The sequence below is a fragment of the Ruegeria sp. YTSA168 genome, from assembly GCF_059610045.1.
Genome location: NZ_JBXWMW010000017.1, coordinates 19,670 through 42,050, shown reverse-complemented (window position 1 = coordinate 42,050; position 22,381 = coordinate 19,670). Strand labels below are relative to the sequence as shown.

The 22,381-nt window shown below is 54.0% G+C and carries 19 protein-coding genes and 1 pseudogene; 5 read left to right on the top strand and 15 right to left on the bottom strand.

All coding sequences use genetic code 11. The features are described from left to right. Nucleotides 1–243: 243 nt before the first annotated feature. The 4 genes from AC2FFE_RS19310 to AC2FFE_RS19295 all read right to left on the bottom strand — a co-directional run bounded on the left by AC2FFE_RS19310 (nt 244) and on the right by AC2FFE_RS19295 (nt 4,598). A complete protein-coding gene (locus AC2FFE_RS19310) occupies nt 244–1,557 on the bottom strand; it encodes a TRAP transporter large permease (protein WP_496847442.1) in 1,314 nt (437 codons plus the stop codon). Then, nucleotides 1,554–2,087 carry a TRAP transporter small permease gene (locus AC2FFE_RS19305; RefSeq protein ID WP_496847448.1) on the bottom strand — a complete coding sequence of 178 codons (534 nt, stop codon included), beginning with the start codon at nt 2,085–2,087 and terminating at the stop codon, nt 1,554–1,556. Before AC2FFE_RS19305 ends, AC2FFE_RS19310 begins: the two co-directional genes overlap by 4 nt. Nucleotides 2,088–2,328: 241 nt before the next feature. Next, the gene (locus tag AC2FFE_RS19300; RefSeq protein WP_496847447.1) at nt 2,329–3,276 is read right to left on the bottom strand and encodes a TRAP transporter substrate-binding protein; all 948 of its coding nucleotides are present in this window, start codon (nt 3,274–3,276) and stop codon (nt 2,329–2,331) included. 71 nt (nt 3,277–3,347) lie between these two features. Then, complete coding sequence (locus tag AC2FFE_RS19295; protein WP_496847446.1) at nt 3,348–4,598, bottom strand: NAD(P)/FAD-dependent oxidoreductase; 1,251 nt, start codon at nt 4,596–4,598, stop codon at nt 3,348–3,350. Nucleotides 4,599–4,702: 104 nt separating this feature from the next. Between AC2FFE_RS19295 and AC2FFE_RS19290 the strand changes: the two genes are divergently transcribed. Further along, nucleotides 4,703–5,623, top strand: a complete 921-nt coding sequence (locus AC2FFE_RS19290; RefSeq protein WP_496847441.1) for a LysR family transcriptional regulator — start codon at nt 4,703–4,705, stop codon at nt 5,621–5,623. A gap of 8 nt (nt 5,624–5,631) precedes the next feature. Further along, nucleotides 5,632–6,318 carry an aspartate/glutamate racemase family protein gene (locus AC2FFE_RS19285; protein WP_496847440.1) on the top strand — a complete coding sequence of 229 codons (687 nt, stop codon included), beginning with the start codon at nt 5,632–5,634 and terminating at the stop codon, nt 6,316–6,318. Nucleotides 6,319–6,512: 194 nt separating this feature from the next. On the opposite strand, the pseudogene AC2FFE_RS19280 reads toward AC2FFE_RS19285, so the two are convergent. The 6 genes and pseudogenes from AC2FFE_RS19280 to AC2FFE_RS19255 form a co-directional block, all read right to left on the bottom strand. Beyond that, nucleotides 6,513–7,193 (bottom strand): annotated as a pseudogene (locus AC2FFE_RS19280) (IS6 family transposase). 104 nt (nt 7,194–7,297) lie between these two features. After that, on the bottom strand, nt 7,298–8,611 hold the full coding sequence (locus AC2FFE_RS19275) for a hypothetical protein (protein WP_496847439.1): 1,314 nt from the start codon (nt 8,609–8,611) through the stop codon (nt 7,298–7,300). A 155-nt stretch (nt 8,612–8,766) separates the two neighbouring features. Beyond that, nucleotides 8,767–9,180 (bottom strand): hypothetical protein, encoded by a 414-nt coding sequence (locus AC2FFE_RS19270; protein ID WP_496847438.1) that lies wholly within the window; start codon nt 9,178–9,180, stop codon nt 8,767–8,769. Nucleotides 9,181–9,403: 223 nt separating this feature from the next. Next, complete coding sequence (locus tag AC2FFE_RS19265) at nt 9,404–9,808, bottom strand: hypothetical protein (protein WP_496847437.1); 405 nt, start codon at nt 9,806–9,808, stop codon at nt 9,404–9,406. A gap of 505 nt (nt 9,809–10,313) precedes the next feature. Then, nucleotides 10,314–12,914 carry a cadherin-like domain-containing protein gene (locus AC2FFE_RS19260; protein WP_496847436.1) on the bottom strand — a complete coding sequence of 867 codons (2,601 nt, stop codon included), beginning with the start codon at nt 12,912–12,914 and terminating at the stop codon, nt 10,314–10,316. 400 nt (nt 12,915–13,314) lie between these two features. Continuing rightward, the gene (locus AC2FFE_RS19255) at nt 13,315–14,469 is read right to left on the bottom strand and encodes an MFS transporter (RefSeq protein ID WP_496847435.1); all 1,155 of its coding nucleotides are present in this window, start codon (nt 14,467–14,469) and stop codon (nt 13,315–13,317) included. 549 nt (nt 14,470–15,018) lie between these two features. On the opposite strand from AC2FFE_RS19255, the gene AC2FFE_RS19250 reads away from it, so the two are divergent. Together AC2FFE_RS19250 and AC2FFE_RS19245 are read left to right on the top strand one after the other, a co-directional pair. After that, nucleotides 15,019–15,903 carry a helix-turn-helix domain-containing protein gene (locus AC2FFE_RS19250; protein ID WP_496847434.1) on the top strand — a complete coding sequence of 295 codons (885 nt, stop codon included), beginning with the start codon at nt 15,019–15,021 and terminating at the stop codon, nt 15,901–15,903. Nucleotides 15,904–16,058: 155 nt separating this feature from the next. Continuing rightward, nucleotides 16,059–16,742: an IS6 family transposase gene (locus AC2FFE_RS19245; protein ID WP_496847445.1), complete on the top strand. Its 684-nt coding sequence runs from the start codon at nt 16,059–16,061 to the stop codon at nt 16,740–16,742. A 136-nt stretch (nt 16,743–16,878) separates the two neighbouring features. Here AC2FFE_RS19245 and tcuB read toward each other — a convergent pair whose 3' ends face one another. Genes tcuB through AC2FFE_RS19230 form a run of 3 tightly spaced genes read right to left on the bottom strand, consistent with a single transcriptional unit; the run spans nt 16,879 to nt 20,034 of the window. Then, entirely contained in the window at nt 16,879–17,958 is a 1,080-nt protein-coding gene (gene tcuB / locus AC2FFE_RS19240) for a tricarballylate utilization 4Fe-4S protein TcuB (RefSeq protein WP_496847433.1), read from the bottom strand. After that, nucleotides 17,948–19,342, bottom strand: coding sequence for an FAD-dependent tricarballylate dehydrogenase TcuA (tcuA, locus tag AC2FFE_RS19235; RefSeq protein WP_496847432.1), 1,395 nt, complete (start codon nt 19,340–19,342; stop codon nt 17,948–17,950). The genes tcuB and tcuA overlap by 11 nt, the downstream gene beginning before the upstream one ends. Before the next feature lie 11 nt (nt 19,343–19,353). After that, entirely contained in the window at nt 19,354–20,034 is a 681-nt protein-coding gene (locus tag AC2FFE_RS19230) for a GntR family transcriptional regulator (protein WP_496821183.1), read from the bottom strand. A gap of 78 nt (nt 20,035–20,112) precedes the next feature. Between AC2FFE_RS19230 and AC2FFE_RS19225 the strand changes: the two genes are divergently transcribed. Beyond that, nucleotides 20,113–21,177 (top strand): AbrB family transcriptional regulator, encoded by a 1,065-nt coding sequence (locus AC2FFE_RS19225; protein ID WP_496847431.1) that lies wholly within the window; start codon nt 20,113–20,115, stop codon nt 21,175–21,177. On the opposite strand, the gene AC2FFE_RS19220 is transcribed toward AC2FFE_RS19225, so the two are convergent. Together AC2FFE_RS19220 and AC2FFE_RS19215 are read right to left on the bottom strand one after the other, a co-directional pair. Further along, nucleotides 21,146–22,126 carry a D-2-hydroxyacid dehydrogenase family protein gene (locus AC2FFE_RS19220; protein WP_496847430.1) on the bottom strand — a complete coding sequence of 327 codons (981 nt, stop codon included), beginning with the start codon at nt 22,124–22,126 and terminating at the stop codon, nt 21,146–21,148. The genes AC2FFE_RS19225 and AC2FFE_RS19220 overlap by 32 nt on opposite strands. Further along, on the bottom strand, nt 22,123–22,359 hold the full coding sequence (locus AC2FFE_RS19215; protein ID WP_496821186.1) for a hypothetical protein: 237 nt from the start codon (nt 22,357–22,359) through the stop codon (nt 22,123–22,125). Before AC2FFE_RS19215 ends, AC2FFE_RS19220 begins: the two co-directional genes overlap by 4 nt. Nucleotides 22,360–22,381 lie beyond the last annotated feature (22 nt).

Here is a 22,381-nt window from a genome sequence, read left to right as displayed (position 1 = left end):
TCGATCACACCACCCTGATCCCTAGTAACATCCCAAGCGTGCTTCGGGTTTGGTTGAGCCCTGTCAGTGCCGCGGACAGACCCACACGAAACGCCATGAGAAAAGGCAAAAGCAGTACCAGTTCGCGCAGCCAGAGACGAAGCGCCAAAGCACGCCGGGAAGGGAAAGCCCTGCAACAAGCCCCAAGACAAGGACAATGCGTCCGTAGCGCGCAATGAACCCAAGCGCTTAAAGCATCCGGGCTTAGCCGCCCGGGCCTTGGCGGATATTCTCAGGCAGCCATGTGGCCAGTTCCGGCCAGAGCACGAGGATAACCACCATTAGCAACATGAGGCCAACCATCGGGATCGCGGTTTTGGCGATGTAACCGATATCGTGGCGGGTCATCCCCTGCAAAACAAATAGGTTGAACCCAATGGGTGGTGTGACCTGCGCGGTTTCAATGACGACCACAAGGAAGATCCCGAACCAGATTACATCAATACCCGCCGCGCGGATCATTGGCTCGACAATCGCCATCGTCAGGACCACGGAAGAAAGGCCGTCCATGAACATGCCGAGCACTAGGTAGAAAAGTGTCAACACCGCAATCAGTGCCACGGGCGAGAGGTTGTAGCTTTCGATGAGCTGAGCCAGCGCGCGTGGCAGACCGGTAAAGCCCATCGAAAGCGAAAGGAATGCAGCACCCATTAGAATGAAGGCGATCATGGCTGAGGTTTTCGTGGCGCCCATCAAGCTGTCTCTGAAAGTCCCCCATCGGAGCGAGCCTTGCATGTACGAAAGCAAAAGGGCTCCAACGACACCGACTGCAGCGGCTTCGGTGGCAGTGGCATAGCCAAGATACATCGAACCAATGACCACAAAAACCAGCCCAAACAGCGGCAGCAGAAAGCGGCTTTCCACAAGGCGTTGGCCGAGCGGCATCCGGGGTTCCGGCTCTGGGCGTTGTCCTTTGTAGATAAAGTGCCACACGACGATGTAGAGCATGAACAGCCCTGCCAAAACGAGGCCCGGAAGGACACCTGCCATGAACAGCTTGGTGATGCTTTCATTGATCGTAACGCCGTAGACAATCAACGTAAGAGACGGCGGGATCATCAGCCCCAACGTCGCAGCGCCTGCCAATGTGCCGATGATCATATACTCGGGATAGCCACGCTTGCGCAGCTCCGGGATCGACATTTTGCCAACCATGTTGAGTGTCGCAGCCGACGAACCTGAAACAGCCGCAAAGATCGTGCAACCAGCGATGTTGGTATGTAGCAAGCCACCCGGCAAGAAACGCATCCATGGCGCAAGGCCGCGGAACATATCTTGAGATAATCGCGTTCGATAAAGTATTTCGCCCATCCAGATGAACAGCGGCAAGGCGGTGAGCGTCCAGCTGGACGCGCCTGTCCAGATCGTTGTGATCATCGCATCGCCCGCGGGGCGCGAGGTGAACAACTCCATCCCGACCCAGGCCACGCCCATAAGCGCCAGCCCGATCCAGACCGAGCCGCCCAGAAGCGCGAAAAGAACAAAGAGGAAGATTGCTGTGGCGTATAGTTCGCTCATTCCAGCACCTCCCCGTGAATTTGAGTTTTACGATACGCCAGAAGCCGCGTGAGATAGTCCCAGATTGCAACCGCCAAAAGCACCGTGCCGATCGACATCGGCAGTTGTGGCAACCAGACGGGCGTGTAGACCCATTCCGACCCTGTCTTTGCCCACATCTCTCCCCATTTGGCGGGGGAATTGGCGAACATCGAGAAGAATGTCAGCAACCATTCCGGAACGAAATCCTGTCCTTGCGTTCGATCATTGAGCATCTCGGACATGATGTTGGTTTTGATCGCGTAGCGGGCAAAATAGGTGGCTGTTATGGCGGCAATGAACATGGCCACCGCATCCAACCAGAACTTGTTGCGTTGATTGAGATTGAGCAACACCGTGACGCGGATATGCCCGCCTTGAGTGAGCGTGTAGGCAAGTGCAAAAAATGATGTCGCGGCCATCGCATAGCCTGCGTATTCGGTTGAACCGGGGAATGTGAGATTTGACCAGCGGGCGATCATCTGACCGATGATCAGCAGCAAGATCAACACCATAAAACACGCGGCAAGCACACCGGCGGCCTTGTAGACCTTATCGAGAAGCTTCCAGATGGGTGACAGAAGCTCTGCCGCTTTCGGACCTTGCCAGAGGCAATAAACTGCCAGCATCGCTGGAAAAACAAAGAGCCAGACCCATAAGGGTAACCCTAGAAACGGTTGCCAATCTCGCATTGCACCTCACCCAAAAAGTGTGGCTGCGGCCCCGTTCTGCCCGGGGCCGTACCTCGTTTGTTTAGTTGGCGTTGTAGGCATCAAGGATAGCCTGGCCATCCTCGCCAACTTCAGACAGCCAGTCTGCTGTCATCTTCGCACCAATGGTTTCAAGTTCGGCAAGGAAATCTGGGCCCGCATCTTCGACTTTCATGCCGTTGGTTTCGAGCTGCTCAAAGTACCAGTTGGCCAGCTCAGAAGACTTGGCTGCACAAGCTGCGCCCGTCTCGTCAGCCGCCTTTTGAATGTTGGCCTGCATGTCAGCGCTGAGCCCTTCCCACACACCTTTGTTGACCATCACATAGTTGCGCGGAAGCCATGCGTTCACTTTGTAATAATGGGTCAGGTTTTCCCAGACCTTCCGGTCATAGCCTGTTGAACCAGACGAGATGAACGCCTCTGCGACACCTGTGGCCAACGCTTGGCTAAGCTCAGCAGCTTCGACCTGAACTGGGATCATTCCAAGCTCTTCGGCAAATGTTGCCGTCGCCGTGTTGTACGAGCGGAACTTCACACCCTGAGTGTCTTTTGACGAGTTGACTTCCTTTTTGAAATAGAAGCCTTGCCCGGGCCATGGGCAGGTATAGAGCGCCACGAGGTTCAGATCGGACAGCTGCGCGTTCACCTTGTCTTTGGCAGCTGCCCAGAGCTTGTCATTGTCTTCATAGGTTGTGGCAATGAATGGCAGGTTGTCCCAGCCCAAAAGTGGGGCTTCGTTGGCGTGCGCCGACATGAAGCGTTCGCCAATTGGGGCTTGGCCTGTTTGCACAGCACGTTTGATTTCGCCGCCCTTGAAAAGCGAACCGCCGGGGTGAACCGTGATGTCAATTTCGCCGTCTGTGTACTCGCGCACTTTGTCAGCGAATACGACACCCATTTCAGAATGGAAATTCGTTGCCGCGTACGCCATGGGCATGTCCCATTTCTCGGCAAATGCAGCAGATCCTGCGATCGCCAAAGCCACGGTCATGGCGGTGGTGCTCAATGTCGTGTGTCGTAGTTTCATTGTTCTCTCCCTGAGTTATCGTTTGTTGGTTTTGGTTATTTACCCGCTGCAAAGCGCATTGGCGCAAAGGGGCGAATATCGTGGTTGGAATGGTTGCCTGAAATCATATCAGCGACGAGGCGACCTGTTTTGGGCCCACCAGTCAGGCCGATGTGGTGATGGCCAAAGGCGGCGAAAACGCCGGTGTCACGAAGCTCGCCGATCAGCGGCAGACTGTCGGACGGTGCGGGGCGAAAGCCGAGCCACTCTTCGTCACTCGCGTATGTAAGATTGGGAAACATCTCTAGCGCTTTGCGAAGCAAAAGCTTCAGCGGCGCTTTCGAGGGTTTTTCGCTTAGCCCCCCAAACTCAACCACCCCTGCACAGCGCAGACCCTGATCCATCGCTGTGGCGACAAATTTCCCAGCAGTCAGCATCATTGGGTTGTTGGGTTTGAGATTTGGCTCCTTGAAAACAATATGATAGCCGCGCTCTGCTTCGAGCGGAACATTCAAACCCAATTTTTGCATAAGCGGTTTAGACCAAACCCCCGACGAAACAACGGCTTTGTCGCAGCGGAAGCGACCAATGTTGGTGTCTACCGCGCTGACCTGACCGCCGCTCAGTTCAAAGTCTCTAACTTCAGCTTGAGCGAATTTGCCGCCCATCTCTTCAAATAGATTAACAAGGTCACCTACGTAAGAGCTGGGATTGAGGATGAAGCCATGGTTTCTAAGCACAGCCAAAAACTGTGTTGCGGGCCCTAAGATCGGTTCGGCTTCCTGAACCGCCTTTCCTTCAATGAACGTAGGCTCAAATCCCGCTTCGTTGCGCAATTGCCAAGCGAATGCATCTGCTTCAAAGGCGCTTCGGTTAGGGTATGCAAAACTATAGTCGCTTTCCTGTATCCATTTCGCGGCCTTGGTGCCCGTCGTCAAAGCCTGATGCTGCTCAAGGCTGTCACCAACGATTGTGGCCAGGCCTTGACTGATCCGGCGTGTGTCGCCTTCATTTGCGTGCGACATATATTTGATCAGCCACGGTACGAGTTTGGGCACATAGCCCCAGCGCAGGAATAGCGGGAAGTTCGGGTCTGCCAAATACGCCGGGCTTTTTTTGAGAAGACCCGGACCAGTTACAGGCACGACAGAGCAGCTCGCCAGAACTCCACCGTTTCCGTAAGATGCACCCATCCCAGGCGCACCCTTATCAACAAGAGTGACATCATACCCCGCACGGCGCAGCCAAATGGCTGAAGACGCACCGACAATCCCGGCGCCGATGACAACAATGTGCTCTGAATGCATTAAGCGACTTTCTCCCAAGGTCGAGAGCCAGTTTGGCAGTCACATGACATCATTTCCAATACTAATATCTAGCATTCATATCAGAATAAATGATATGGAATCATATGCGACTTCGGTTCCGACAGCTTCAAGCATTCCATGCCATCATTGAGACCGGTACTGTCACAGGTGCTGCCGATTCCTTGGGAATCTCTCAGCCAGGAATATCAAACTTGCTGGCCCAACTAGAGCGTCAAACAGGGCTTACGCTTTTTGAGCGCCTGCACGGTCGGCTTGTCCCGACACCAGAGGCAGAGTTGATGCACCGAGAAATCGACACGGTGGTGCGCGGGCTTGATCATGTCACTCAGACCGTAGTTGATTTGCAGAACAAACAAGCCGGACAACTTCAGATCGCGTCGCAGCACTCTATGTCATTCGGTTTTGTACCGAAGCTCATCGCCGAGTTTGCAAAAACCAGACCTGACATGAATATTTCGTTCCAATCGCAGTATAGTTCAAAAATTCAGGAGTGGGTCTTATCTGGCCTCTTCGAGATTGGCATATGCGAGATGCCGATGCTCTACGACACACTGCAATACTACCCATTGCACGTGGAAACGCACATTGCGTTGCACAAAGATAACCCGCTTCAGAGACACGAAGTGCTTACACCAGATCTTCTGAAAGACGAGCCGTTGCTTGTGATGGGGCCTGATCATATTACACAGCGGCGGCTTCGAGAGGCGTTTGAGAATTCCAACGTCCCGATGAAATCAAGGGTTAATTCGCATTTGTTTAAGAACCTTCTGGCCTTCGTAAAGGAAGGTATGGGGGTTGCGCTGCTTGACCGTTTTGGATTGGAGTTTGACTATGACGACCGTTTTGTCGCCCGTCGCTTTGAACCACCCATAATGCTGGATATGGCCGTGATCACTTCTGCTACGCGACCGCTTTCGCAGCTTGGTAAAGAATTCCTGGCGCTGCTATTGGCCGAGCTGCAGCCATACAACGTCGACGGCAAACCCATCGAGCGCGCGAAATAGGAGAACATATGGAACCCGCCCCCGTTGGAATACTGATGCTAGAGACCAGTTTTCCGCGCCCGCCTGGCGACATTGGCAATGAAAACACTTGGGACTTTCCGGTCCATATGCGCGCGGTTGGTGGGGCCAGTGCGCATAAGGTTGTACACGAAGACCCGCGCGCACTTTTGGACGCATTTATTCAAGTCGGACGCGAGTTGGTTGCCGACGGTTGCATGGGGCTGACAACTTCCTGCGGTTTTCTATCCCTTATGCAAGATGATCTGAAAGACGCCCTTGGCGTTCCTTTTGCCAGTTCACCCTTGATGCAGATCCCGATGATCGAGGCGATGCTGCCCACCAATCAAGAAGTCGGCGTTTTGACAATCTCAAAAGAAAGCTTAAGGACCGAGCATTTGCAAGCCGCAGGTGCCCGAGGAGACGTGCCGATCGAAGGATTGCCGCGTGACGGGGCCTTTGCGACTACGGTATTTGACGATCTAAAAGACATGGATTTTGCTTCCTGCCAGACCGAAATGAGCGCAATAGCGAAGAGACTCGTTTCAAAGCACAAGTCTGTGGGTGCGATCATGCTCGAATGCACCAACATGGCACCCTATGCAGCTGACATCACAAAGATCACGGGGCGTCCCGTTTATTCGATTGTTAGCTTTCTGAGCTGGTTTCAGGCGGGATTGGCTCCCTTGCGTTACTAGGCCATGTTGACAAATGGCGGAACCAAAGGCGGATAGATGTGATATGGATGTGTCGCAAACTCTGGGGTCTATTTGACGAGCATGCGTGATCTGAGGCTCGTACTCGCAGAATAGTTTTCGAATAGGTTACTTGAGCATGGCGGTTCCGTTGCAAAGTTTGCGGTTGTTCGGAAACCCGCTTTTGCGCCGATGGGTTAGGCCGCCAGTTCTGCAAACTGTAGAAATGGACAGAGTCCGGGCGTGATTTGAGCTTTGCCGATCATGTGCGCCACTTCGATTCCGTCGAGGGTTGCCGCCGCTGAAGCAAATGCCTTGAACCCTAGCATCGGCCGAGTGCGCCTCTTTATGAACCGATGATCCTGCTCGACGATGTTGTTTAGGTATCTCCTTCTGACCATCTCAGTCGGGATTGGGCAACCAAAGCCTTTCAGCATCTTGTTTATGGCCTTGATGCCAGCCGTGTTAGCTCCGCTTTTGTCGATGACAATCTTCCGTGGCAAACCATTGACCTACAGCATCCGAGCGAAGAAGTTCGTCGCGGCAGGCTTGTTTCGACGTGGTGATAACATGAAATCAAGCGTCTTGCCGTATTTATCGACCGCCCGATAGAGATAGACCCACGTACCCTTCACCTTGATGTCAGTCGCATCCATTCTCCAGGAGCGATCACATGGCCCTTTCCTGCGGCACGCGACATAAGCAATTGCGCCTGAGTATCGTGTCACCCAACGGTTCAGTGTGGTATGATCAACCGGTACACCGCGTTCTGCCATGATCTCTTCCAGATCACGGTACGACACGCCGTATCGAACGTAGAAAAACACCGCAAATAGGATTACATCCTTCGGATATTGTGCGCCTTTGAAGGAGATCATGAGCTGGCTTTCAACTGGTGAATACGGTTGGCCGGCCACCGCCTAACCTGCCCAGCTCCAATGGTCAAAAGTTTGCAACAGAACCGTTGGCAATGCCATAACGCCTATTGAATCAAAATATTAGGGCTTTTAGGCAGGACACTTTGAGAAGTGTTCAGGCTGATAACTTCTTTCAAAATAGCCAGCGAAGGGTAAGAAAAACTACTCGGCTGCTTACCAAGGTCTGGTTCATCCAGAGCATATGGCTCTCCATCAATTTCGTAAAGTTTCGTATCTGACGCTATACGGTCATCGTGAAGAAGTTCAAAAACTGGAATCTGACCGCCTTTGGGTCCGGTGAGCGTTGGGACCGGTTCATCCAAGTAGTCGGCTTTTACAATCTCACCCAAATACTGGATGATCTCCTTTGGCGATCGCAATGCGAACGAGCTGCCGCTGCCAAAAATTAGGAGGTCCTGGTTGCGTGTTGGCGGCGCCTCGCTTTTGCCAGCATCATTCACCGCATTTGAAGCCGCTGCCTTTCGCACCTCTTGAGCTGAGATTGGCAAATCCGCAGATTGCTCAAGTGCCAACAACGTGACTGAATTCCCAGAATTGGAGCGCAACAATGCGGGCTGCATAATAGTAATGGGCTCAACCAATGCGCGAAAGCGCGCGTGCTGACAGGTGTTCGTCGGGTCGCTGCGGATCACAATACTACCTCCTCCGGATGTTAATGAGCCTGCGCAATTTCCGTTTGCGATGACCACAGGCAATTGCTGGCACATCGCCTTTAGTGCACCCGAAAATGTCACCGTGTTTCGTGAACATTCATTTGTGGCCTGTTGTTGAAGGCTTGAAACAGTGTTTCTGGGAACGGCAATCCACTTGACGGTTAATGTTGTAAGTAGATCAAGCCTATCCCGGGCCTGTCCCTCTGCGAGTAAGAAGAATAATTTTCGGCTGAGCGGTGTCAGGATGGCCTGCGTGAACTGTTCCGTTTCAAGGGAAGAAACGTTTGCGTTACGAGACTGATCGGGTCCCGCGTCAATTCCTATCCCCACATCCGTCGAGTTCAAATCGTCAATGCTTGCATCGAGATCAGTCGACAAACCGAGACTATTGTCTATACTTCCCGAATAATCGCCTACCGCTGAGAAATAGGTTGGCCGCCCTTTGGCGGAACGTACGATGTTTGTCAACAAGATGCTATTGTAGGAGTCTTCAAGACCCTTGTTGTAGTAGACACCGCTATTTGAAACTATGTTACCGCCGCAGGCAGCCAGTAATGGTCCCAACGTACAAACCAGCATGCGTGCTTTCTTACTCATCGTATTGTAAGCCATCTGCAGAACGCGCCCGGCAATCTCCGTGAGGATTTCACGAAACGCTCCGGTCAAGCAGAATCCAATCTGATCTGCATCTGTTGTGCTCGTCATAAGCTCCTCAATGACTATTCTTATGGTTGCATTTCGATTGTCTTTTTCGCTCAAAGCTACAAACTATACCTACACAAACCAAGAGCTATTCGCTCTGCCATTGGAGATAGATCAAACGCTCCCACGCATCCCAACCCGTTTGTATCTCAACAATGCTATTGTTTGCTGCACTCCTCTGTTTGGTCGCTCATGCAGTAGACGAAAGTAATGCTTTTGGAATTACAGTTGTAGTGATCGCTGTGTACTCCATCCGGCACATCCGTGTGACAACTGCCCGGACTCTTGACGATAGCCGCAACTCCATGGCCATCGTCGTTCTCAAGCGTCCAATGCATATTGAGGTGTGGGGAGGTATTGACGTTGTACTTGAATTGGACCGTGCCACTCTCCCCGCTTGGGATCGTTACCGGTATCGGGGTCTGAACGTTTACCCCCGACTTGTTTTTATAGACACCGTCGATGAATTCATATTCCGTATTGTTTGTTACCTTGACCGTATACAGGTCATCTGCCAGTGCAGCATTACAGGTAAAGATGGCAGCTGTTACAAGTTTCAGAACTGTTGACATCGTTCTCTCCGAGGTTCGGGATTGTTCGGATAGGGTGCACGGACCAATCTGTATTTATGCGGTTTTGCGCCCTTGCGGGAAGCGTCTCGGTCGAGCACGACACAACCGATGTGCGGGAAATTAGGCTGACTTTCGAACGCTGAACTAGAAGGGAGCAGATCTTACCGCTCCCACTGATTTGACTCTCACAAAACAACCTTTGTCCGACGAACTATAGACCTTATCAGGGTACTTCGCGGGTGAGGTTGGGATTGGGGCATTCGCCCTTCAAATGCGCTTCTGTCTGGCCCGCTTGGATGTCGGATGATGACATGTGCAGCTCTTGGTTATTGCAGCTCTCGATTTCGACGTGGAACTCGTAGTCGCATTGCGGATTATAGTAGATATAGAAGCCGTCATCGGTGCCGACATTGGCGTCATGCTCCTGGTTGTCTTGCTCACAACCATTTTTGGATTGCTGATTGACCTTGACCTTGCTGACGATACCGCTCGAGGTGTTCTTAAAGCCACCCTTTACCTGCGGAACGCCAGTGGGAACCGGGAAACTGATATTGTCTGATGCACTTGCACTGGTCGCGAAAGCAAGAAGAAGCGACGCAGCAAGCGTCAGTGGTACGTTTCTATTCATATGATACAACCTTTCGATTTAAGATGGTGACTAAACACGGCAATCAGTACTGTCTTGTTCTAACAACGGGCTAAACCATTTCGTTGAAACTGCACACAGCACTGACCTCATGGTTAACTGAGTTGAAAGACGGAAGACTCATTGTTCAATACGGCCCGACAATGCTTCTTCCCGAAGTTTGACCTTCAAAGATGCACTGGCACACGCCTCGAAATTGCTGATTGGCATTTGTTGAACACTTTGCCACAGTATCGACCCTCCGGAACAACCTGGGCCCTGCCGTTGGAAACAGCACCTCAGGTATCCCTCACAGTATCGAACAGGATACGAAACTTCGTGGTCACAGAGTCTCAAACTTGCTGTGTCTTGCAATTTTTCTGACGATCCACTAAACGTCAGCGACATCAAGCAGTCCGCAGAGCAGCGTCCACATTTGCAATGTCACATAGCTTAAATTTAGACCGAGAGCGTACTTTCGCTCCCGGCCTCGTCTTGTTACGCAGTACTAGACGATCGCTAAGGCGCTGAAATCATCAATGGTAACCCCGTTGAGCCAGCCATCCCCAATGGTTACAGAGAAATCACCAGCTTCGGCGATCAAGTCGTCGCCGTCTTGCCGCAGGCCGCCATTGGCAAGTTGGGACAAGATAATCTGCTGGACAACAAACTCGTCCACGCCTGCCTCAAAGCTTGTGACCGTGGTGTTGTCGGCAAGGGACCCCCTAAAGACAACAGTATCTGCATCGCCGTCGCCGACGCCTAAGTCAACGAGGATGATGCTTGAGCCATCAACATCCACACCCGTGTTTTCTCCGAATTCGAAGTAGTCGGCCCCAGACTGTCCGCTCAAACCCAAAATCCCGTCTCGTGCGGTGTTGTCTCCAAAAACAAATACGTCTTCACCGCTCGAACCGTTTCTATTGTCTCCTGAACCGACCGCAAAATTGTCACCGAAATCATGACGTATTTGCCGTACCAAGGTGAAAGTCTGCTCAGTTTCCAGACCTTCCTCATCAATGGCGGCAATTGTGAACTCGGAATCTCCAATTCGGGCAAAAATTAGAGAGGAGGTATCCGGTTGGTCATGCGTTAACACGCCGTTTTCAAACGTATCGTTGGGCTGCAAGAAACCACTCAACGCAAATGTAAGCGCGTCACCATCCGGGTCATCGAAATAGTCGCGCATGTCCACATTCAGTTCAGGATCATCCGGAGTGCTAAGATTGCCTTCGACAACAAAGAAGTCCGGCAGCACCTGACTGATCACAGGGGCCTGGTTTCCAACATCCAGATTCACGGTCACCGTGTTTGTCACAGAGGCACCCTGGCTATCGGTCGCGCGAACCTCAAAAGTGAAAGTAGTTAACTGCTCCTGACCCGGAACAAGAAAGACGTCTGCAGGATCGAAGATCAGATCGGTTCCTGAAATCGTCAGCGGCACAAGAAAGGAGGCACCTGTGTCAGGATCAACGGCCACGCCAGATGCCGAATAAGTCAGAGTTGAACCGTCATCCTCAGAGTCGATATCATTGCCCAGTGCGGACAAGTCAATTGTCACTGATCCGCTGCTCTGCTCCCAGTCCAGCTCGAAATTTTCAAGCGTTGGTGCATCATTTTCACCGGTTACGAAAAGGTCCAGTGTCTTGTTAGTCGATGCGCCATGTTGGTCGGTTGCAACTACTGTGACCTTTATGGGCGCGACATCCCCTTCAGACAGTTGTTCAAAAGCACCGGACGGATCAAAGACCAGCTCGGTACCTTCGATCGAAGCAACCCCATCAGTGGGCTGAACCAACACCGAATAGCTGAGTGTTGAACCATCATCGTCTGAATCCGGATCGTCAAAGATCGTTGCCAGATCAAAGCGGGTTTCGGTACTTTCTGCGGACGTGATCGGCGGCAAGAACTGCTGAACAGTGGGCCTGTCATTTACGCCCACGATATTAACAGTCATCGTGGCCGTATCGGTATCGCCATCGGCGTCCGTTACAGTATAGGTGATGACATCTTGCAGCACTTCACCTTCTGTCAAGGCCAGAACGCTTGAATTCGTCCCTCCTTTACCACCGATTGTATAGGTGAAGTTGCCGTCTGAGGGTAAGTTGAATTCAGTTGAAAAATTGGGGCTGGAGACGTCAACAGGAGAGGTGCGGAAGTCTACTTCCGGAGCAAAATCATTGTCCAGGATATTTCCTGAAATCGTTCCGCCTGCTGCGCTGATGGTGTAGACGTCATCGACCGCTACAACACCGTCATCCACCCCGGTGACCGTCACGCTTACCGTTGCAGTATCGATGTCGCCGTCCGCATCGGTGATCTGGTACGTGAACGTATCGACCAGTGTTTCCCCTTCCGCTAGCGCCAGAACTGCCGGATCGTCGCTGTCCAGCGTGAAGGTATAGCTGCCATCGGCCGCCAGATCGACCGTGCCGAAGGCCGGGAACTCGACCACCGCCAAGGCTGCCACACCGTCCGGCGCGCTGTCATTGGCCAGCACGTTTCCGGACACGGTCGCGGCATCTGCCTGAATGTCAGCACTATCATCATTGGCTTCGACCGGGTTGTCGTTGGGGTCGATCAGGACGCCGTCGACAAAAACTTCGACACTTTCAATGCGAGCAACCGTCAGGCCCAGGGATTCAAACGTGAACAACCCGTTCTGAATAAAGGGGCAGTGATAGCTCGCATCGGCGATGAACTCCAAATACTCGGCCAATTCGGCCCGGAATTCCTGACTTTGCCAAATTTCATCGGTTAACTCGAACCGCAGTGTGTCATGGCCACGCCCACCGTCGTAGATATCAATGCTGCCGACATTTTCCGCTGCATCATATATCAATACGTCGTCGCCACGCCCGGCAAGGACCAGATCATTGCCTGCTCCTCCATCGACAATATCGTCCCCGGACCCGGCTAGGATCAGATCGTCCCCTTCACCGCCATCCACTGTATCATCCCCAGACCCGGCCAGAACAATGTCATCCCCTGCGCCGGCATCTATTTGATCATCTCCGCGCCGCGCTATGATCAGATCATCGCCACCACCAGTGGTAATCACATCATCGCCGCGCGTTCCAAATTCAAACTCATCTTCACTACCGAACATTCCTTGAACTCCCTTTCGAAAAAAATTTGCACACCTATGAACTCATAAATTGATCTGAACCTGATGGCTCGGTGCTGGCAGATTCATCGCGGTTGTAGCTGTTAAATAGCATTGGCCCGAGGATGGAATATTCACCGAAGTGGAGGCCGCAATTGAACAATACTTTCAGGTGCAGACATCGATAAAGGGTCGGAAACGTGTCATGACCTGACCCGAAATGAACCTGCCAACATGTCAAAGCTTATGGTTGAATGCAGCAGACTTCGTGGTCACAGAGTCTCAATCTTACGCTAAATGAAATCGCGCTATTTTGCCCAGCAATATTGGTAAAAGTGCAAATAAAACAGCATCATAGGCCCGAAATAGCTCATTCTGCAACCAGGTTTTTATCACCCAAGATTCACAGCGATAGCTGGCGCCGCAGGCTGATTGCGATGATCGGTACACATACACATGGGACCAGCAGAAGGGTTGCCGCGATCAGCATAAATGCAAATGATAGGCTTATGGTATCAGAGGTCATGCCAATCGTGACCGGCCCGATCAGGTAGGCGATATTGGCAATGGCGCTGGCCCGTGTCACTGCAAGTACGCGGTTGGTCGCCGCTACCGACTGTCCGAGGATCGTCAGACTAATTGGTGCAACCAGTGCAAGCGAAAGGGACATCACCGCAAACCCGATGTAAGCCTGCCATTGAGCCGAGGCGTGGGCAGCCATGGTCAGGCTTAGTGCAGCAACAATCGCTGATGCGGAAAGCAAAAAAACGGGTGTTATTCTTTGCGACAGCCAATTGCCCGCCAACAACACCAGACCTGTCGTCAGCGCGGCAATCGCAGGGGCATAGGCCCCTTCGCCCCTGTCCCCTCCCAATTCTCGTTCGATAAACAACGCGGACCACTCGTTGATGGGCTGCTCAGCCAGGTAGTTGATGAACATAATTGCGCACACGACAAAGAAAACCATCCCCAAGCGGGTTTTGTCGACAGATTGTCTTGAATCGATCGTTTCGGGTGCAGCTCGCATAACGGGCGCGAGCAGCAGCATCGCAATGCATATCAAGCTCAGGATCGCGAAGGTTGAAAACCCTGCTTCGCGCAGTAAGCCGGAAGAAACACCCGAAGCTGCGGCCGCAAAGGAATAGAATGACCAGGTCATCGCCATCAATGGTTGGCCTCGTCCTGCTTCGACCTCAGACACCCGCGCATTCGATAAAACATCGCTGGCGCCTATCGCAAAGGACACAAAGAAAAACGCCGCTGCCAAAAACCAAATTGAGGTTAAATGGCCCGGTACCAGCAGAAGAATTGCGGCAAGTATTGTGGTGCTGCGCATCGACTCTGCGCCAAGCTTGCGATCAATGTACGGGGCCATCATCATTCCAACGACAGCCCCAAGGCTGGAGATCAGGAATGCGATGCCAAGTTCGGTATCAGTGGGTTTCGTCAGTTCGACAAAACCCGGCACCAACGCAGCGATCCCCCCCCACAGGAAACCCTGTGCAACGAAAGCGATCACCGGGGCGCGTGTTGCACGAAGTTGCGTTACTAAGGACATGCTTGGTTAATCATAGAATTTGGTCTTTTTGAAAAAGCAATGGTTCAAAAGTACTAGCATAGCAATGATTTACCCGCTCAATAACACCTCTATATGGTTGATGTGTCAATAAGTTCATCAACCGCTGGGGCATCTCGCGCAGTGGGCTACAACGTCGGTCTCATACAACTTGACGCAACGGTTTCCGGGAAAACTACCGCAAAAGACGAGTTTTTCTGGACAAAACAATCATAGGAGATAACCTGAGGCTCGGGGTTGGATTACAAAGCTTTGAACCAGACAATCCGCTGTGTACAGTTGTGCCCGAGATGAGCTTTGGTTCGGATTTAAAGTACCTCGTCCCTAAATATGTTCGGTTCTTTTTTTAGCGATTTTTTCGATGAATTCGTCCGATTGTCAGCGTCAAATTATGACAACGCAAGTTAGTCACATTTCTTAGTCAGAAGGGTCCGATTTAGATAGATGCATTTGTTCACGGTGCCCCAACATGGTCCTCTCGATCCAATTCCTTCTTTCAGTGTGCGCGAAAGCGCCTCGAAAGAGGAACAAATGCAATTTCTGCTGGATATGAATCGCGGCCATTTTGATGTTGATCTGAGCCGACGGCTTGATGACTTGAGTGTTAACCAGGAGTTGTGGGCCACAGACTCATTTGTAGTGGTCCGCGCGGAAACGACCGGGGTTGTCAGTTGCCGTGATCCCGGTCATCACATTAACAATGAAATCATTTGTATTGAGGCGCTGCTATCCGGGTTTGAGCGCAAGCCAGTAACAAATGAGGTGATCCGCGATCAAGTAACCTTATATTCGTTAAATCAGCCTGACCTTGTTGAGGTGGCGGATTTGAATGTTGCTACAATCTACTTTCCCTTCGATCTCATCGGATATGATCCAACCAAACACGAAGCAAACTATGATCTGGCACTGGACAGCTCAATCGGGAAAGTGATTGGCGCGGCCCTTGAGGACGTCACCGCGCGTATGCCCTACACCCCGTCGCAAGAGGTACCGGACATGATCGCCCAGGTCACCGATCTGATACGCGATCTTGTTCTGGGCAACCGGGCCCACATTAATCGCGCCAACTTAAACAGGGCACGCCGACTGGCGATGGATGCGTTTATCGAGGACAACCTGAATGATCCGATGCTGCACGCGTCCTGGCAATTGCAGCAAGAGTTCAATGTTTCACGCGCAACCCTGTACCGAATGTTTGAAGCCGATGGCGGGGTCGAAGCCTATGTCATGCGTCGCCGCCTGCACCGCACATTGATCGCCCTGAAAAACGCCGCCCCAAAGCGGGGCACCATCCGAAACGTGGCCGAGCAATACGGCTTTTTCGATGCCTCCAATTTCAACCGCTCGTTCCGGTCCGAGTTTGGCTTCAAACCGTCAGAGATTGTTGGGATGCGTAACGTTCAAGTTGGTGCTTGACTCCAAACACAACTAACCAAAAAGGGTTTTCGCTTTTCTCGTGAGATCATTGCTTATGCGGTTTGAGTTTGGTTCTGTTGCAAACTTTTGACCATTGGAGCTGGGCAGGTTAGGCGGTGGCCGGCCAACCGTATTCACCAGTTGAAAGCCAGCTCATGATCTCCTTCAAAGGCGTACAATATCCAAAGGATGCAATCCTATTTGCGGTGTTTTTCTACGTTCGATACGGCGTGTCGTACCGTGATCTGGAAGAAATCATGGCCGAGCGTGGCGTTTCGGTTGACCACACCACGCTGAACCGTTGGGTGACACGATACTCCGATGCCATTGTTGATTTAGCTCGCAGACGGAAGGGATCGTGTGACCGATCCTGGCGAATGGATGAAACTTATATCAAGGTGAAAGGCTCGTGGGTTTATCTCTATCGAGCGGTCGACAAATACGGCAAAACGCTCGATTTCATGCTTTCCCCACACCGAAACAAACCTGCTGCGACAAAGTTCTTTGCCAGGATGCTAGAGGTCAACGGCCTTCCCAGAAAGATCGTCATCGACAAAAGCGGGGCCAACACAGCTGGTATCAAAGCCATAAACAAGATGCTGAAGGGCTTTGGCTGCCCAGTACCAATCGAGATGGTGAGGCGGAAATACCTCAATAACATCATTGAACAAGATCATCGATTCATCAAACGTCGGATCAGGCCCATGTTGGGTTTCAAGTCTTTCTCTTCTGCTGCATCTGCCCTAGCCGGTATCGAACTGGTCAACATGATCCGCAAAGGTCAATTCACGCCCGGACTCTCCCCGTTTCAGCAATTTGCCCAACTGGCAGGGGAATAGACCCGCCTGCGCGATCTCATCAGCCTTCAAAGAAAATTGCGACAGAACCCACTCGAAGTGCTGCAACGCAGCGTTCTTCTCTATCATATTTGATCCTTTTGCATGTTCTTTCCGCTCACTCTGACGCGACAGCCTGTTAACAGACCATGGACACATCTCTTTTCCGTTGCGCGTCCCGGATGAGCGCCGCAACCCGATAGAAACCGTGAGCCATTTTTGTGTAAGGCGTCAGGAGGAAGAAGGTCAGGACCGATCCGAGGTGGATGGTCAGCAGTGCGGGCATCAGAGGCGTTGAACCGAGGGCATAAAGAACCAGCCCGCTGAGCCCCACAAACCCGAGCAACAGGATCAAGCCGATATCCCCTCCCCAGGCCGACGGATCGCCGAGGTCTCGGTCTGACTTTTGCTTGAGCAGCGCCATCGCACCGCACCCCACCGTCAGCAGCAGCCCCCCGGAAATCCCGAACAGTTTCGGCAATGACCAGAATCCGTAAGGCGCGAGCATTCCGAAGCCATAGTGCATGATCGTCGCCACCGAGGTCGACGCAAAGCACAGCAGGAAGCCATACATGATGGCGTGGTGGATGTGGCGTCGGCGCTGACTGAAACGGTCTTCGTCCTCGAAGTTACAACCCTCGCCATGTCCTGCAGCCAGTTCCTGCATCTTGCCCGCGCGTTTGAGCGCAGCCATCAGATCAGACATCTGGATCGGTTTGCCGCCAACCTCGGTCCAGTAACGCCTCAGGCTGAAGGCGATACTGAACAGAGGCAGCAGGAATGCAGGCGCAAAGATCGCGACCATCGCGTTATGCGACAGGACGGCATAAAACCCTTCGCCTCCACTGGAACCGATGGCGCGGGTCGCCCAGAACAACAGGGCAAATCCGATCACAAGCGCCAGGGCGATGGCCCCGCCATGGGTGTGGAACCGCCGCGCCAGCGGCCGCGGCCATGCCAAGCTCTCCCAACTGTCGCGCCGCACTTCGGCCAGCGCCTTGGGCAAGTTCAGATCGAACGCGTGCGGGGCGGTGTATTGACAGGCGTAATAACAGCCTCGGCAGTTGTGGCACAGGTTCGCCAATTGCGTGATGTCCCCATCCGAAAACGCGCGTTCCGCATGAAGCGACGGGAAGACCGAACAATAGCCCTCGCAATAGCGGCAGGCGTTGCAGATCTCGGCCTGGCGACGGGCTTCCTGAATAAGATCAGTTTGCATAAGCGGCGGCCTCTCGTCCTGCGATGCGTCCAAAAACAGTTCCGATGGTCATGCCAAAGCCCGCCAGATAACCTTGACCAAGGATTGACCCGGCCATCGTTTCCCCTGCCGCCCAAAGGTTTTTGATCTTGCCGCTTGGGGTCGAGCACTGGGCCGTCTCGTCAACCTTCAACCCAAGATAGGTAAAGGTCACGCCGGTCCGCAGCGAGTAGCCGTAAAACGGCGGTTCGGTAATTGGGCGCGCCCAGTTGGTCTTGGGTGGCGTCAGGTCAGAGGTCGCGACCCCGTCCAGTTCAGTTGGATAAAAACCACCGGTGTCGCCGCAAGCCGCGTTGAACTTGGCCACCGTTGCGTTCAGCTTGTCCGCAGGCAGGTCCATCATCCCGGCCAATTCGTCCAACCTGTCCGCCTTTAGCGGAGGGAACACGGACGGCATGAACAGGTTCAGCGACTTGGCGTCGATGATGGCATATCCCACCTGATCCGGTTGCGCCGCCACCAAACGGCCCCAGATCGCGTAGCGCTTGGGCCAGACGTCTTCGCCCTCGTCATAAAATCGTTCTGCATCCTTATTCACGACGACGGAAAACGGCACGCAGTCCAGACGGGTGACGATGCCGCCGTCAAACTTCGGCGCACGCCCGTCGATAGCCACGGCGTGGCATTGGGTCGGGTCACCGACGCTTTCTACTCCTTGGTCCAGCAGATCAGACAGGACCACGCCTCGGTTGTACGGCGTTCCCCGGATCAGAAAGTTCTTCGCAGGCTCACCCCAGGCGCGGGTGAGCCAATCTGTGTCGGCCTGAAAGCCGCCGGAGGCAACGATGACCGCTTCGGGCGTGATCCGATGAGATTGGCCTTCATAGGTGTAATCGACCCACTCGATCCGATCACCATTCAGTTCCAAATGCGTGACGGCGGCCTCATACAGCACATCAACACCCAGCCCCGCCGCCGTCCGGTAATAGGCATTCACCAGAGATTTGCCGCCCCCCATAAAAAACGCATTGGTCCGTGCCAATGACAGCGTACCGGAGAGCGACGGCTGAAACCGAACCCCGTGTTCTTGCATCCACGGCAGGCATTCTTCCGACGTCCGGATTGCGAGGCGGGCAAGATGTTCGTCGGTTTTACCACCGGTGACTTTCAGCAGATCCGAGAGGTATTCGTCTTCGCTATACGCCTCGACGAGCGGGCCCAACGGGCCCGAATGCATACACCGAAAATTGCGCGTATGGCGGGAGTTTCCGCCGCGATAAGGTTTTGGCGCCGCTTCAAGGATCAAAACGCGCGCGCCGGCCTCAGCGGCAGTCATCGCAGCGCAGAGAGCCGCATTGCCGCCACCGATCACAGCGATATCGTAAGCTTCCTTTGGGGTGGCCATATCCTGTCTACCTACTGGCTTTCGTCGATTGAGCGGTCGCGATCCTGCAACGCTCGGATTCGCATGCGTTGTGCCGCGTGGATATGTGCGCGCATCTCAGTCTCCGCCGCTGCGCCATCACGGGCTTTCAGGGCGGCCATGATGCGGCGATGTTCAGCCACCGCGGCCTCGGCCCTGTCCCCATCCAGCAATTGCGACGGGCCCAGGATCAACAGTGCCTTTTGCAGAGACAATATGGACTTAGCCAGAAACCGGTTCTTGGCCGCATCCAGAAGCGTCGCATGGAAAATCCGGTTGATCCGCGCGGCCTCCGGGCCGGTGCCCGCCTCGGCCAACCTGTCGTTCAGCACATCCAGCTCCTCCAGCTCGACATCCGACGCCGCACGGGCTGCAAGACGGGCCGCAGTGCCCTCGAGCACAGCGCGCATCTCATAGAGCTCCATCACCTCGGCGTAGTCCAGGCTGCGCACCGTTGCGCCCTGTCGGGGAATATGCGTGACCAACCCATCCGCTTCCAGCTGTCGGATCGCTTCGCGCACAGGCGTGCGGCTGACACCCAGCCTCTCGGACAACTCAATCTCACGCAGCCGTTCACCAGGCAGCAGGCTGCCTTCGCGGATTTCCTCCAGCAGGCGCTGATACGCGGAATTGCCTTGCGGGCCGGGCTGCAACGGGTCGTCCTGAAAGGTCATAGCGCGCTCACTTGTATTCTTGCGTCCATCTGTATACATTTGGATACATATTTAGTCAACCGCACCGGAATCGGCACTTTGTCCACCCAGATCAACGCACCCTCTGCAGCGAAACAAAAAGCTGTAACCTTTGCGCTTGCGGTGCTGGGGACCGGGGTATTCTGGGCTTTGAACTTGCCACTGCCCTTTTTGTTTGGCCCGATGTGCGCCTGTCTGGTGGCGGCGCTGGCCCATGCGCCGATGCAGGGGTTCGGGCAGGTCTCGGTCGCGGCGCGCACCATTTTGGGCGTGGCGGTGGGGGCGTCAATCACACCGGCCCTATTTGCCGAATTGCCGAAAATGGCCGCGTCGATTGCACTGATCCCGTTCTTCATCCTGTTGATCGCGCTTGTCGGCGTGCCATTCTTCCGCAAGGTCTGGGGCTTCGATACAACAACCGCATTCTACGCGGCCATGCCCGGCGGGTTGCAGGACATGATCATCTTCGGGACCGAAGCCGGGGCAAACCCGCGCACCCTGTCCCTGATCCATGGCACGCGCGTGCTGATCATCGTGACGTTAGCTCCGCTATTCCTGACCGTGTTCTATGACGCACAGCTAACCAACCCAATCGGAGAGCCCGCGCGCGACCTCCCGCTAGGTGAATTGGCCTTGATGGTGCTGGCGGCATTTGTCGGCTGGAAAGGCGGCGAGCGCATTGGCCTGTTCGGTGCGTCCATTCTGGGACCGATGATCCTGACGGCTGCTTTGTCCCTCGGAGACTTCATCCATACCCGCCCCCCGCGCGAGGCCATCCTGGTGGCGCAGTTCTTCATCGGTTGCGGGATTGGGGTGAAGTTTGTCGGTGTTACTTGGGTGGAATTGCGCAAGGTCGTTGCCGCAGGCTGCGCCTATGTGGTTGTTCTGGCCGTGCTGGCGGCGGCGTTCACTGCCGTTGTCACCACATTAGGACTTGGCAAACCGGTCGAGGCATTTCTGGCCTTCGCCCCCGGCGGGCAGGCTGAGATGACGGTTCTGGCCATCGTTTCAGGCGCGGATCTGGGCTTTGTGATCACGCATCATCTGACAAGGATCGTATTGGTGATCATCGGTGCGCCGATCGCCGCCAACCTTATTCTGCGGTGGTCCAAACCTCGGGGTTGATCATGTGGATCGGAACACTTTGGGCATAAGCGTTCACCTGATCGAAGATGTCGGCAAATTGCAGGTCGAACTCATCCTCGGTCACAAAGCCGATATGCGGCGTCGCGATCAGGTTGGGATGCGCCAGCAACGGATCGGTCGGGTCTGTCAGCGGCTCGGTGTCGAACACATCAATTGCGGCTTTGCCGGGGCGACCGGCGTTGAGCGCCTCTAGCAAAGCGCCCGGAGCAATCAGCCCGGCCCGTGAGGTGTTCACGAACAGCGCCCCAGGCTGCATCTGTGCAAAATCCGAAGCGGTGATGACCCCACGCGTGTCCGGTTTCAAACGCACATGGACCGAGACGACATCACTGTCGGCAAAGAACGCGTTTCGGCTGGGCGCGACCTGTGCACCATCCGCCTGTGCGCGCATCCTGCCATCCTCGGACGACCACCAGACAACATTCATCCCGAAAGCTTCAGCATAACCTGCAACGGCACGAGCTATGCGGCCATAGCCATATAGCCCCAATTGACGACCACGTAGCGTCTTGCCCACTCCGGCCTGCCAATGCCCTGCCTTGACCGAGGCCATCTGCATGGGCAAATCCCGCATCCCGGCCATGATCAGTGCCCATGTGAGTTCGGCTGCGGCATAAGACGGCGTGCCGCTATGCATGTCCGAACACAGCAAAACACCCTGATCTGTGCAGGCCGGTACATCAACATGGGGATAGACGCTGCGCTGGCTGATCAGCCGCAAATTGGGCAGCTTCTCCAGCAAGGCGCGGGTAACTTTGGTGCGCTCGCGGAACAGCACCAGCACCTGAGCCTCCTGCAAACGCACGGCCAAGGCGTCCGTATCTTCGACATGATCCGTCCAAACGGTCACATCATGACCGGAGAGCTTCTCAAAACACGGCAAGCCGCGCAGCGTGTCGAACCAGTCATCAAGAATGTGTATTTTCATCGGCTTTCAATACTCTGCCCGGTGGTCAGTTTTCTTGGCGTCGGCACAAAGTGCTGCACGTCGAGGGCAGCCAGCGCGTTTCGGACACGTTCGCTCTGGTCCAGCAAATGGTTGAATTGCTCGTCGCACCCCGCGATTGGCGTTGGGTAGGCGGCCATATCCCGCCGCAACGCCGCTTGTGCCAACCTAAGTTCCTGACGCGCGATTTCGAGGCATTCCGAAAAGTTGTCCATCGTGACCTCCTTTAATGTATAC